Origin of the sequence: Mycobacterium liflandii, from assembly GCF_022354805.1 — a bacterium.
Lineage (GTDB): Bacteria > Actinomycetota > Actinomycetes > Mycobacteriales > Mycobacteriaceae > Mycobacterium > Mycobacterium marinum.
In genome coordinates this window covers 2,752,171-2,765,488 of sequence record NZ_CP023138.1, presented here as the reverse complement: position 1 = coordinate 2,765,488, position 13,318 = coordinate 2,752,171, and the positions used below count along the sequence as shown (strand labels likewise).

10 protein-coding genes and 4 pseudogenes are annotated in these 13,318 nt (G+C 64.7%); 2 read left to right on the top strand and 12 right to left on the bottom strand.

All coding sequences use genetic code 11. The features are described from left to right. Positions 1–70: 70 nt before the first annotated feature. From CKW46_RS12420 to CKW46_RS12405, 4 genes and pseudogenes are all read right to left on the bottom strand, one after another. Positions 71–616 (bottom strand): DUF1802 family protein, encoded by a 546-nt coding sequence (locus tag CKW46_RS12420; protein ID WP_015355265.1) that lies wholly within the window; start codon positions 614–616, stop codon positions 71–73. After that, a complete protein-coding gene (locus CKW46_RS12415; protein WP_012393701.1) occupies positions 613–888 on the bottom strand; it encodes a DUF2277 family protein in 276 nt (91 codons plus the stop codon). Before CKW46_RS12415 ends, CKW46_RS12420 begins: the two co-directional genes overlap by 4 nt. Positions 889–925: 37 nt before the next feature. Further along, positions 926–2,100 (bottom strand): annotated as a pseudogene (locus CKW46_RS12410) (PPE family protein). A 131-nt stretch (positions 2,101–2,231) separates the two neighbouring features. Then, positions 2,232–3,427: pseudogene (locus CKW46_RS12405) on the bottom strand (PPE family protein). 293 nt (positions 3,428–3,720) lie between these two features. On the opposite strand from CKW46_RS12405, the gene CKW46_RS12400 reads away from it, so the two are divergent. Continuing rightward, entirely contained in the window at positions 3,721–4,467 is a 747-nt protein-coding gene (locus tag CKW46_RS12400) for an enoyl-CoA hydratase (RefSeq protein WP_482053406.1), read from the top strand. A gap of 49 nt (positions 4,468–4,516) precedes the next feature. Next, positions 4,517–5,461, top strand: a complete 945-nt coding sequence (locus tag CKW46_RS12395; protein ID WP_015355261.1) for an NAD(P)/FAD-dependent oxidoreductase — start codon at positions 4,517–4,519, stop codon at positions 5,459–5,461. Positions 5,462–5,490: 29 nt separating this feature from the next. Here the strand turns inward: CKW46_RS12395 and CKW46_RS12390 are convergent, their stop codons facing one another. The 8 genes and pseudogenes from CKW46_RS12390 to rbfA all read right to left on the bottom strand — a co-directional run bounded on the left by CKW46_RS12390 (position 5,491) and on the right by rbfA (position 13,318). Beyond that, positions 5,491–6,573, bottom strand: a complete 1,083-nt coding sequence (locus tag CKW46_RS12390; RefSeq protein ID WP_117436827.1) for an ABC transporter ATP-binding protein — start codon at positions 6,571–6,573, stop codon at positions 5,491–5,493. Next, positions 6,566–7,006: pseudogene (locus tag CKW46_RS12385) on the bottom strand (extracellular solute-binding protein); the annotation flags it as partial. The gene CKW46_RS12390 and the pseudogene CKW46_RS12385, both read right to left, overlap by 8 nt. Before the next feature lie 15 nt (positions 7,007–7,021). Beyond that, on the bottom strand, positions 7,022–8,224 hold the full coding sequence (locus CKW46_RS12380) for an ISAs1-like element IS2404/ISMul1 family transposase (protein WP_420891843.1): 1,203 nt from the start codon (positions 8,222–8,224) through the stop codon (positions 7,022–7,024). A gap of 143 nt (positions 8,225–8,367) precedes the next feature. Beyond that, a pseudogene (locus tag CKW46_RS12375) lies at positions 8,368–9,011 on the bottom strand (extracellular solute-binding protein); the annotation flags it as partial. Between the two features lie 14 nt (positions 9,012–9,025). Beyond that, positions 9,026–10,228, bottom strand: a complete 1,203-nt coding sequence (locus tag CKW46_RS12370; protein WP_482053405.1) for an ISAs1-like element IS2404/ISMul1 family transposase — start codon at positions 10,226–10,228, stop codon at positions 9,026–9,028. A gap of 230 nt (positions 10,229–10,458) precedes the next feature. Then, entirely contained in the window at positions 10,459–11,796 is a 1,338-nt protein-coding gene (locus CKW46_RS12365; RefSeq protein WP_482053205.1) for an MATE family efflux transporter, read from the bottom strand. 15 nt (positions 11,797–11,811) lie between these two features. After that, positions 11,812–12,786, bottom strand: a complete 975-nt coding sequence (locus CKW46_RS12360) for a DHH family phosphoesterase (RefSeq protein ID WP_482053404.1) — start codon at positions 12,784–12,786, stop codon at positions 11,812–11,814. Between the two features lie 4 nt (positions 12,787–12,790). Next, a complete protein-coding gene (rbfA, locus tag CKW46_RS12355; protein WP_012393691.1) occupies positions 12,791–13,318 on the bottom strand; it encodes a 30S ribosome-binding factor RbfA in 528 nt (175 codons plus the stop codon).

Below are 13,318 nucleotides of genomic sequence, written 5' to 3'. Positions count from 1 at the left end.
AACATGTCGGATTGCGTGAATTGGTGGTAACCGATCGGAGTTGACGTTGCGGGTTTCAGGCGCCGGCTAGTCAGCCGACGGCATCACGGACGCGGGCAGCGACCTGCGATAGCAGCGCCTCGTCGTGCACCGGTGCCGCGTTGCTCGGCGCAATCGGCAACCGGACCCAACTGGTGCACCCCCCGAACTCCGGAACGCGGCGCACCCGCACGGGCTCGGCGAGCGGGATCGCCGACACCACCAGCACGGCAAGCTTGTGTTTGGGCCGGAAGTCGAGCCGCTCGGACCGTACCGACTCTGCGGTCCAGATGTGCAGATCCTCGATTTCTCCCAGCCCCTCCGGACGGTTGACGGGCAGTGCGGCAACAACTTTCGCTGCCGCACGGATCAGCAGGTGGTCGTCGGTGCTATCGGCAGCGGCGGCGGTCAGTAGATCCCGGTGCTCGGGTCGAACCCGCTCGGTGTGGCTGTGCGCCACCGTCGGAAACAGCAAAAACTCTTGCGCCGCAACCTCGAATCGTTTCTCACCGATGCCCCCCTTGCGCAGCAGCACCTTCTGGCGCCCGTCCAGTAGCGCGTGCACCGCGGCGCTCCACTCCTTCAGCGCGGGCGTCATGGCGATTGCGAGCCCGCCAACCGCGCCACCACCTCTGGTCGGCGCAACGGCGGAACCGTCTTTGGCGGCTGCCGCCGGGGGGCTAGCCCGGCGAGCAACCGTGTCGTGGTCGCAGTGACTTCGGCGACCGCGGCTTCAAACGCTTCCGCGTTGGCAGCCGAGGGATGGGTGATCCCGCTGACTTTGCGCACATACTGGCGCGCCGCGGCCGCGATTTCCTGGGCAGTGGCCGGCGGCTCCAGCCCGCGCAGTTCGGTGATGTTCCGGCACATACCTCCACGATAGGCACCATGGGTCCGCTCGACCCCGCTACCCGCCAGCAGGAGTGCGTTGCATCACCCGATAGCGGAATCCGTATTTCTGCTCCGCCACGGCGGTATTCCTGCCGGCCGCTGTCATCGGCATGCCCTGCAGGTATGCGTTCGACTTCGCACTCGCCACCGAGCCGGCCAGGTCGAGCTGCTCATCGGCGGCGGCGTTGGCGAATTCTCGAACCCCAGCACCCCAACTGCTCGGCGTCGACAGGGATCCCGTCAACCGCGCCTTGCCCATTGCCGCCGACACCGGGCGGGTCAGCGTGCCCAAATCCTCCTCGAACTCCGCGGCGGCCCCGCCATGGGCGCCGTGCAGCATCGACCCCCAGTTGTCAACGACAGAGGATCCCGAGCCCCGGCGCCACTGGCGGTCCCGGGAATGGTTTGCAGCGCTATCGATGTGGAAAACTGCACCATCCCCAGGACGAAGTAGCTTTGCCCCAACAGCCGGACCACCGTGGTCCTTTCGGCGGGCGTGATGCCGGGCAGGTGCGCTTCGAGCCATTGCGCCAACGCCGCGAGCCGCGGGAGGGCGACGGGTCGCCGGGTCGCCGCCAACAGCGTTGACCCGCCAGCCACCGCGGTTGTGGTGGCGGCTTTTCCCATCGCGGATGCTTGCCACAGCGGTCCAGGCAGGTTGGTCGTCGCGGGCGGCGGCACGAAGGGGGTCAGCCTGGTGGCGGTCGCCGAGGATGCGGCGTAGCCGTACATCGCGGCGGCGTCCTGGGCCCACATCTCGGCGTATTGGGCCTCCGTGACCGCGATCGCCGGGGTGTTCTGACCGAAGAAGTTGGTGACGATGAGCGTCGTCAACAAGACCCGGTTAGCCGCGACCACGGGCGGGGGCACGGTCATGACGAATGCCGCCTCATAGGCGGCCGCGGCCGACCGCGCCTGACTGGCGGTCCGTTCGGCCCGGATGGCGCTGGCGCGCAACCATGCCACATACGGGGCGGACGCACCCACCATCGAAGCCGCCGCCGGACCGACCCACGGCCCACTCGTCAGCTCGGAAATCACCGATGTATAGCCGGAGGCCAGCACACCGAGCTCGAAGGCGACCGCATCCCATGCCGCCGCGGCCGCCAGCATGGATCGCGAGCCTGGGCCGAAATACATCAGCGCAGAGTTGATTTCGGGTGGTCGTGCCCCATAGTCGGCATGGGCCATCAGCGCTTTCCCGATTGGATGCGGTCGCCTGAATACAGGAAAGTCTGCATCGGGACATCGCCATAGGTTGGGTCAGCACTTGTGTCCTGGCTGTCGGGCGGGACCGTTATCACGTTGGTCGCGATCACGTTTCAGCCGGCAAAGGGTGGGCGTGCCATCACGGTGGGGCGGACACCGTATCGGGGACCCGAACCGGATGCGCCGAGCCCGGGACCGCCAAGCGGCATGCCCCCAACAGGTTCCCGGCGCCTCCACCGTCGGGTGCGAACTTGAGCGTCTCGATCGGCATGCGTGCTGGCATGGACTCGAGATCCGGGACGGACTGCGCCCACGACGGCGGCACCGACAACCGCCCCAGCGACGCGGCGTGCCCCAGATGTGCCGATACCTGCCCGCCGCCGTCAATCAGGCCGCCCAGACCGGCTAACCCACTGGCGGCGCCGCCAGTGGCCGCCGCGGTGGTGCCGCTGAGCAATCCCAGGGTCTTGCTCATCTGAATGAAGTTGTTCGCCATCCCAATGCTGAAATAGGGCAAGCCCTCGGTGTTGTAGAAAAAGCTGGCATATGGCTGCAAATCGGTGAGCAGCGCCGAAATCGAGGTGGGGAAAGTCGTTCCGAACAAGATTTGCCACAGCCAACCCAGCGGGGAGTCTGGTGTGGTCGAGGCTGCAAGGGGCGCAACAATGCCATGCAACGCCTTGGGGATCTCCGAAATTAGCCGCGACAGCGTTGTTTGACTGGTGCCGGCCAATGTTGCCGCCGAGTGTGCGACCGCAGCGATCTGCCCGGAACCGGCGCCGGGGCTAACGATCTGCTGCGGCTGCGTGAACGGGGTCAACTCCGTGGCCGACGAGGTGGCCGCGGCGTACTCGTACATGGCCGCGGCGTCTTGAGCCCACATCTGGCCGTACTCGGTTTCCAAGGCGGTAATAACCGCGGTGTTCTGACCGAAGACATTCGATGCGATCAGCTCGGCCAACCGCACCCGATTCGCCGAGATCAGCGGCGGTGGCACCACCGCACCAAACGCGGTCTCGTAGGCCGCCGCCGAGGCTCTGGCCTGCATCGCCGTGTGCTCGGCCTGTGCGGCGGTGGCCCGCATCCAGACCACATAGGGCGCGACCGCATCTGCCATCGCCACCGATGCCGGGCCCAGCCACCCTTCCTCGACCAGCCCGATGACCAGGGATTCATAGCTGGTCGCCGCCGAATCCAACTCCGCGGCAACGCGGTTCCAGACCGATGCCGCAGCGGTCATCGACGTCGACCCCGGACCCATATACATAAGCGCGGAGGTGACTTCAGGCGGTCTGCGCCCAAAATCCATCTCTTCGTCTCCTCACCTCGGAAGTAGCAGCGGTTACGAGATCTGCGCCGGCTGTGCCGCAGACACCCAAAAAGCGAGCCCGTCAACAGTTTTCCTACAAAACAGTTGCTATATGCAGTAATTGGCCGCTCGCAGGAAACGGTAGCGTCTATTCACGCGAAACCCAAGTGGGTTCAACACTGTTCACCGTTGATACACCACCCAGCCACTCCAAATTCGGCGCCGAGGGCTGCGGCCCCTTCCTGCCAACCAGCCGGATAGGGGTCCTTGCCAGCGCCGACTACGGTGAAATCATGACCAACGAAATCCTGCTGATTGATACTGCTGAGCGGGTGCTCACTTTGACCCTCAACCGCCCGCAATCACGCAATGCTCTATCGGCGGCCCTGCGGGATCAGTTTTTCGCGGCTCTCGCCGCGGCCGAGACCGACGACGTCGACGTCATCATCCTCACCGGCGCCGATCCGGTGTTCTGCGCCGGACTGGATCTCAAGGAGCTCGGCGGGCAATCAGCACTGCCCGACATCTCGCCGCGCTGGCCGGCCCTCACCAAGCCGGTGATCGGAGCCATCAACGGTGCCGCGGTGACGGGCGGACTCGAACTCGCCTTGTACTGCGACATCCTGATCGCCTCCGAGCAGGCACGCTTCGCCGACACTCACGCGCGAGTCGGACTGTTGCCCACCTGGGGCCTCAGCGTGCGGTTGCCCCAGAAGGTGGGCGTGGGCCTGGCCCGGCGCATGAGCCTCACCGGGGACTACCTTTCGGCCACCGACGCGCTGCGCGCGGGCCTGGTCACCGAGGTCGTGGAGCACCAGCAACTGCTGCCCGCCGCACGCCAGGTCGCGGCGTCCATCGTTGGCAACAACCAGAACGCGGTCCGAGCCTTACTCGCATCCTACCACCGCATCGATGATTCTTCGACCGCGCAGGGGCTGTGGCTGGAAGCAACTGCCGCTAGAGAATTCCGGACCAGCGGCGACGATATCGCGGCCAACCGCGAGGCTGTCCTCAATCGCGGACGTTCCCAAGTGCGGTAGCGATCACACCGCGCTTGCCTGAACGCAGAACTGCAGGGATCCTTGCCAGATGACCGATCCCCATGACGTCGTCGTCATCGGTAGCGGTCCAGCCGGATTGAGCAGTGCGTTAACGCTCGCCCGAGCCCGAAGATCCGTCCTGGTCATCGATGGCGGGCAACCGCGCAATGCGCGGTCAGCCGGGGTCCATGATTTCTTGACCCGCGACGGTTGTGCCCCCGCGGATCTCATTTCCGCCGGTCATGCCGAAATTGCGGGTTATGGCGGCCAACTCCGCCAGGGCCAGGTCATGGCGGCACACCGCAACGGATCGATGTTCGAGGTTTCCATCACCGACGGCAGCACGATTCGCGCACGCAAGCTGCTTATCGCTTCGGGGCTGGTGGACCATTTGCCCGACATCACCGGCCTGGCCGAGCTATGGGGCACCGATGTGCTGTATTGCCCGTACTGCCACGGGTGGGAGGTGCGAGACCAGCCGATCGGCGTCCTGGCAACCGGGCCCGAATCCGTCCATCAGGCCCTCATGTTCCGACAGTGGAGTCCGCGGATCACGCTCTTTCTCAACGGCGCAGTCGATCCGAGCGAACCCGAGCGAGCCCGGCTGCACGCCCGCCAGATCGAAGTCATAACCTCGCCGGTCACCGAGGTTGTCAGCAACGACGGGCGACTAGAGGCCGTCGCGCTCGCCGACGGCAACCGCGTCGCGCTGGCAGCGCTCGCGCTGTTGCCGCGGATGGTCGCCAACACCGATTTCCTAGAACCGCTGGGGCTTCGCTTGGTGACCCACCCGTCGGGTTTCGGCGAGAATCTGCAGACCGATGGCAGCGGCCGTACCTCGGTGCCCGGCGTCTACGCCGCCGGCAACGCGGCCGACATTTCGGCTCACGTGGTCAACTCGGCGTCTTCTGGCCTGCTCGCCGCTATGGCCATCAACGCCGACCTGGTCGACGAGGACACCGAGCAAGCACTTCTGGGGGTTGCTGACCGATGACATCGGGTCCGCGATAGCACCGGTACTGCTCAACGGATGCGCGACTCGGTTCGACTATCGAAGAAGCACACTTCCTGCGGATTCGGCGCGATCGACAACGAATCCCCCGCACCGACGGTGGTGTGTCGGTCGGACCGGATCACGATCCGCCGGGTCCGTGACGACCACCCGTCCTGGGCGACGGGGGTTGCGTAGATGAACGATTCGAAGCCCAATTCCTCGACCTGTTCGACGCGAACACCCAATGATGCGGCGGCATCGCCTCCTACCACATCCCAGGACTCCGGCCGGACGCCAATCAGCACCCGGTCGGCGGCGCCGCGCGGAACCGGTATCACCAGACCGGACAGTCGCGCCACCCCATCGGCGACCGGAGCCTCGATGGGGTTCATCGCCGACGCCCCGATGAAAGTGGCGACGAAAGTGTTCACCGGGTTGTCATACAATTCCCGGGGCGTATCAACCTGTTGCAGCACAACGTCTTTGAGTACGGCGACCCGATGGCCCATTGTCATGGCCTCCACCTGGTCGTGTGTGACGTACACGGTGGTGGTGCCCAGCTGACGTTGCAGCCCCGAGATGTGCGATCTGGTGCTCACTCGCAGCTTGGCATCCAAATTCGACAACGGTTCGTCCATGCAAAAGACCCGCGGCCGGCGCACGATGGCTCGTCCCATCGCCACCCGCTGGCGCTGTCCACCCGAAAGCTTCGACGGCTTACGATCCAGCAGCTCGGTCAGTTCCAGCATGCTGGCAACTTCGAGAACTCGTTGCCGAGTGTCCGCGCGCGACATGCCGGCATTGCGCAACGCAAATCCCATGTTCTGCGCCACCGTCATATTCGGGTAAAGCGCGTAGTTCTGGAATACCATCGCGACATCGCGAGCCCGCGGCGGAAGGTCGGTGACATCCGTATCGCCGATAGTAATACGACCGCTCTCAACGGATTCCAGTCCGGCCAGCACCCGCAGTATGGTGGATTTGCCGCAACCGGAAGGGCCGACCAGCACCAGAAACTCGCCGTCGGCGATCTCGAGGTCCAGGTTGTTCACAGCGGGCGCACCACTGCCTGGATACCGATAGGTGACCCCGGAGTACTGCACTTTAGCCATGCTGGCGAAGCTTTCGCACGATCTGTCGGTCCAGAATGATCTGCAGCTGCCTTTCAATACTTGCGAATGTCTTTGCCACGTTTGTTCCCCGCAACCCGATGGACTCGAGCCCGGCGGAGATGATTCGATCGGCACCGGGCAGGAAGACCCGCGCGTAGTCCTGCGGGCGGGTGTGGGGAAGCTGGTTGATCGCAACTCTGGCGCGCGGATGATCCGCCAAATACTTCTGTTCGCTGGGGACATCGGCTGCCGACTTTCGCACCGCCAGATATCCGGTGCGCTGACTGAAATAGGCGGTATTGACCGGGTTGGTGATGTACTCGATGAACCTGAGTGCGTTGCGCTTGCGTTCGTCGGAGAGCTTGGTGGGAATCGCCAGGCCCGCCCCACCTGTCGGGCATCCGGGGGCTCCGCCCGGGCCGGTAGGCCAGGGCTCCGGCGTTGTTGATTAGCAGGCTTGTGAGCTGGGGAATTGTGGATTGAGGAGGTCTAGGCGGCGGTTGGCGGTCAAAGCGGTGATCCGGCAGGCTTCGGCGATGTTGTCGGCGCCGTTGAGGCGGTGCAGATTGATCGCGGTGTTGCGTAGCGTTGCTAGGACCTGTGCGCCGTTTCCGGTATGTGCCCTTTGACGGTCTTCGTCGAAGGTGACGTCGCGTATCCAGTGCAGGCTGTTCTCGATTCCCCAGTGTTGACGCATCCAGGTCATGATCGCGGTAGGGCGGGCGTGCTCGAACGGCAGGCTGCAGATGGCATAGACCACCTCCACGCTGCGCTGGTCGGTGGCGGTGATCAAGCGTTCACGAGTGATCCGGATGATTTGTTTTGCGTAGGGGAAGCCGATTCCTCGTACAGCGGTGATGATTTGCAGGGTGCGGGTCTCGACACGGCCGTGGCCGCGGGAGTCGTCGGTAGCGGCTGCGGGCACCTCGGCCCAGGGCAGCGCGGTGATACGCGCAAGTATTTTGGCTTGGTTGGACTTGACGATCATCAGGTAGTGCGACTTCAAGGTGGCGCAGATCAACTTCGCGGTGACGACCTGGGTATGCATCGCATCCACGGTGACCAGCCACCGCAAGCTACCCGGCAGCAGCGTGAGCAGGGCACGTACGCAGGGAATTTCATTGCTTTTCTCGGCGACAGCGAGTTGACCGAGCACCAATCGGGCACGGTGGGCGAACACCGACACGAGATGCGTGGCTGTCGCTTTGGCGCGTAAAGCACCACGCAGCATCTTGCCGTCCAACGCGATCGGCACCAATCCACTGGGGTCGCTGCTGGCCACGTGTGCAGTGAAGTAACTGCCCATCCTGGCGTTGAGGTCGGCGGGGTCTAGCCGAGACAAAACAGCGCGGAAGGTCTTCTCACTGGGCCGCCGGAACCGGACCCCTAATTGGGCCAACACATCATCGGGAGCGGTGGCCGCCCATGTGGCAAAAACAGCATAGCCGCGCATCCCCGCGGCAGTGGCCAGAACCGCGATCGCCAACAAAGCCATCAGCGAATACCTCCGACCGCGTGGGTCCCTCGGGTCTGGCACCGAGGCCAACACATCGAGAAACTCCGATCCGATGAGCTCGCTGCGCTCACCAGGACTCCAGCGGTCGAACACCTCTGGAACCGACGACACAGGCAATACTGAAACGGTAGGCACGGGCAACTCCAGACCAACGACGAACAGTAACCAACTCGATCGTTCTCCAGATAGCCCGTGCCTACACTCCGGCCCCAATAGCGCGGCACCAAAGATCATCAACCCAGCTCACAAGCCTGCTAATCAACAACGCCGGAGCCCTGGCCGGTAGGCACGGGCGCCGCACCAAAGTCGAATTTGGCCATCTGGGTAATGCCGGTCAGCGAGCCGGTCGAGGCGACCGCGGAGGCCATGATTCCGGTGGCGAATTCGTTGGCGATGTTGTTGGCGACCGCCGCATAACGCTTGGTATGGATGCTGTCCCGGTAAAAGTTGCCGGCCGCGATGGTGTCGGGGTCGGTGAATCGCAGCGTCCACAGATCCGAGTAAGAACCATCGAAGGTCCAGTTCACTCCTTGGAACGTCCACGAGATCAATTCGGCATTGGCCCAGCCGTGGGCCCACTGCCGTTCATCGACGACGCGTTGTAGCCGCGGGCCCCAGTCATCGAATTCTTGCCAACTGTTCGGCCCGCGATCGGGCAATCCGGCCCGCTGCCATACCGCCTTGTTGTAGTAGAATAGCGGCGTCGAGCGCGCATAGGGCAACGCGTAATGCAGTCCGTTGAACTCGTAGTCGGCCAGCAGTGTGTCCACATAATCAGAGGTGTCCACACCGATCTGGCGAAATAGTTTATCGAGGGGGGAAAAATCACGCCGCTCAAGGCAAAGTGAAACCACCAGATATCGTCCAGCACAACCACATCGGGCACGTCATCGCCGATAAGTGCGGCGTTGAACTTCAGGGCTCCGGCGTTGTTGATTAGCAGGCTTGTGAGCTGGGGAATTGTGGATTGAGGAGGTCTAGGCGGCGGTTAGCGGTCAAAGCGGTGATCCGGCAGGCTTCGGCGATGTTGTCGGCGCCGTTGAGGCGGTGCAGATTGATCGCGGTGTTGCGTAGCGTTGCTAGGACCTGTGCGCCGTTTCCGGTATGTGCCCTTTGACGGTCTTCGTCGAAGGTGACGTCGCGTATCCAGTGCAGGCTGTTCTCGATTCCCCAGTGTTGACGCATCCAGGTCATGATCGCGGTAGGGCGGGCGTGCTCGAACGGCAGGCTGCAGATGGCATAGACCACCTCCACGCTGCGCTGGTCGGTGGCGGTGATCAAGCGTTCACGAGTGATCCGGATGATTTGTTTTGCGTAGGGGAAGCCGATTCCTCGTACAGCGGTGATGATTTGCAGGGTGCGGGTCTCGACACGGCCGTGGCCGCGGGAGTCGTCGGTAGCGGCTGCGGGCACCTCGGCCCAGGGCAGCGCGGTGATACGCGCAAGTATTTTGGCTTGGTTGGACTTGACGATCATCAGGTAGTGCGACTTCAAGGTGGCGCAGATCAACTTCGCGGTGACGACCTGGGTATGCATCGCATCCACGGTGACCAGCCACCGCAAGCTACCCGGCAGCAGCGTGAGCAGGGCACGTACGCAGGGAATTTCATTGCTTTTCTCGGCGACAGCGAGTTGACCGAGCACCAATCGGGCACGGTGGGCGAACACCGACACGAGATGCGTGGCTGTCGCTTTGGCGCGTAAAGCACCACGCAGCATCTTGCCGTCCAACGCGATCGGCACCAATCCACTGGGGTCGCTGCTGGCCACGTGTGCAGTGAAGTAACTGCCCATCCTGGCGTTGAGGTCGGCGGGGTCTAGCCGAGACAAAACAGCGCGGAAGGTCTTCTCACTGGGCCGCCGGAACCGGACCCCTAATTGGGCCAACACATCATCGGGAGCGGTGGCCGCCCATGTGGCAAAACCAGCATAGCCGCGCATCCCCGCGGCAGTGGCCAGAACCGCGATCGCCAACAAAGCCATCAGCGAATACCTCCGACCGCGTGGGTCCCTCGGGTCTAGCACCGAGACCAACACACCGAGAAACTCCGATCCGATGAGCTCGCTGCGCTCACCAGGACTCCAGCGGTCGAACACCTCTGGAACCGACGACACAGGCAATACTGAAACGGTAGGCACGGGCAACTCCAGACCAACGACGAACAGTAACCAACTCGATCGTTCTCCAGATAGCCCGTGCCTACACTCCGGCCCCAATAGCGCGGCACCAAAGATCATCAACCCAGCTCACAAGCCTGCTAATCAACAACGCCGGAGCCCTGCGCCGTGGCCGCGTCGTCGTCACCGGCGCAGTGTATCGGTGGTTGCTGGGGAGTTCTCGTCAAGATCCAAGATCGGCGCCGGGCGAGTCAAGCCGTCCCCGTCAAGGCCCACCGGCCACTCATCGCCCGCCATCCGACGAATATCAGCCGCAGCACGATGAAGGTGGCAAGGCCCGACCAGATGCCCGCCAGCCCCCAGCCGTACACCAACGACAGCCAGGTGAGCGGCAAGAACCCCGCCAGCGCGCTGACCACGGTCGCGGTACGCATGAAGGCGGCGTCACCAGCACCCAACAACACCCCGTCGAGTGCGAAAACGATTCCGGCAAAAGGTAACTGCGCAACAAGGAACCACCACGGCACGGTGACCGCCGCGAGCACCGCCGCATCGTCGGTGAACAGCGCGGGCAGCACCGGGGCCCCCAGCGCCAAAGCCGCCGCCAACATGCCCGCGGCAAGCAGCGAAAACACTGTCACCCGCCATGCCACCCACTTCGCGTGTGCGGCGTCCCCGGCCCCGAGTGCCGCCCCCACCAGCGATTGGGCCGCAATGGCCAGTGAATCGAGAACCAGGGCGAAAAAGCCCCACAGCTGCAGCACCACCTGGTGTGCAGCCAGAGCGGCAGCGCCGAACCTGGCAGCCACCGCCGCGGCCGAGATAAAACACGCCTGGAACGCCATCGTCCGCACGATCAGATCGCGAGCCAGCACCAATTGCTCCCGCAGTATGTGGCGGTCGGGTCGCAACGACACCCGCTCGGCGAGCAGCGCGCCCCCGAACAGCAACGCCGCCAGCCACTGCCCCACCAGATTGGCCACCGCCGAGCCGGCCAGTTCCATTCGCGGCAAGCCCAGCCAGCCGTACACCAGCAGCGGACACAGCAGTGCCGACAACCCAAAACCGGCAACCACGTAGCGCAGCGGCCGAACGGTGTCCTGCGCGCCCCGCATCCAGCCGTTGCCCGCGAGCGAGATGAGGATCGCCGGCGTGCCCAAAATGGCGATCCGCAGCCAGGGCAGCGCCGTCCCCGCGATATCGCCGCTACCCGCGCGGGCCCCGGCGATCACCGAGACCAGGGGCACCGCGGCGATCTGCACCACAAGGATGGTCAACAGCCCGAGCGCCACCGCCAACCAGGTCGCCTGCACGCCTTCGGCGACCGCCGCCACCCGGTCGCCCGCCCCGTAGTGGCGCGCCGAACGCGCCGTCGTGCCGTAGGACAGAAACGTCGCCTGAGAACCGACCAGGCCCAGAACCAGACTGCCGATGGCCAGACCCGCCAGGGCCAAAGCCCCAAGCCGACCTATCACTGCGGTATCGAACAACAGATACAGCGGCTCTGCGGCCAGCACACCCAGCGCGGGCAACGCCAGCGCTGCGATCTTGCGGCCGCCGGCGTCGGGCCGCCCGGCGTCGGGCCCCATTTCCCGCAAAGAGGGTCAGCCCAGCGCTGCGAGCAGCGACGCCACGACGTCATCGATCGAGCCGGTGGTCGAATACCCCGCCGCCAGCAGGTGGCCCCCGCCACCGAACGCTGAGGCGACCACGCTCAAATCGATGTCCTTCTTGGCCCGTATCGACACCGACCACTGCTGGGGGTCGACCTCTTTGAAAACGACCGCGACCTCGGCCTGCCGGGTGGTGCGCACGATGTCGACGATGCTCTCCACCTCTTCGGCGCGCGCCCGCACAAACTCCTGGTGCTCGACGACCGCGTAGACCAATCCCCGACCGGCTACCGCCTCGGGCAGCAGCTGCGCCGAGCCGAGCACCCGGGAGAGCATCGGCAACCACATGAACGGGTGGGTATCCATCAGCGATCGGCTGATCGCGGCGTTGTCCACGCCGATGTCCACCAGCCGGGCCGCCAGCCGCAGGCCGCGCGGACTCGCCCACCTAAACGACCCGGTGTCGGTGGTGAGACCGGCATAGATGCAGTGCGCGACGTCCAGATCGATCGGCTTGCCCCACGCATCGAGAATCTCGGCCACCATCATGGTGGTCGAGTCGGCCGAGCAATCGATGAAGTTGGCCGTGCCAAACTCGGCGTTGGACGCGTGGTGATCGATGACCAGCACGCTGCGGCCCGGATCGGCCAGGTCACTGAGCCCACCGAGACGCTTGATGCTGGGGACGTCGACGGTCACCACCAAGTCGACGTCGCGGCGCATCTCGTCGGCATCGACAAGCAGGGCGCAACCGGGCAGCGACGCCAGCGACTCAGGCAGCGTGGCGGGGGCGGCGAAACTCACCTCGACCTGCTTGCCGCACCCGTCCAACACCAACGCCAGGGCCAGCCCCGCGCCGATCGTGTCGGCGTCGGGGTGGACATGGGCGATTACCGCAATGCTGTCGGCGGCCGAAAGCAGCTCGGCCGCGCCGACGGCGTCGACGCGCACCCCCGGACATCGCATCTGCTCAATCTTCGGCTTGGTAGTCGTCACCGGTGTTCTCAGCCTCGAGCCCGTCGCTAGTTCGAATGACCAGTCCCCCGGCATCCGACGGTTCGTCGGCCGATCCCCTGTCGCGGTAGGGATCGGCCTCCCCCGCCGGCTTGGCACCGACTCGCACCCGCGCCAGATCTGCGTCGGCGGCGCGGGCACGGGCCAACAACTCGTCCATCCGATGCACGGTGTCGGACGTGACGTCCCGGGTGAACGTCAGGGTCGGGGTGAAGCGCACGCCAGTGCCGGCTCCGACCTTGGTGCGCAGCACCCCCTTGGCCCGTTCCAGTGCCGCCGCGGCGGCCGCGTAGTCCGGCTCATCGTCCAACGTCGGCCCCATCACGGTGTAGTACACCGTCGCATCGTGCAGATCGGCCGTCACCTTGGCGTCGGTGATGGTCACCCCGACCAGCCCCGGATCCTTGATCTCGTACTCGATCGCCGACGCGACGATCGTGGTGATCCGTTTGGCCAGCCGGCGCGCTCGCGCCGGGTCAGCCAT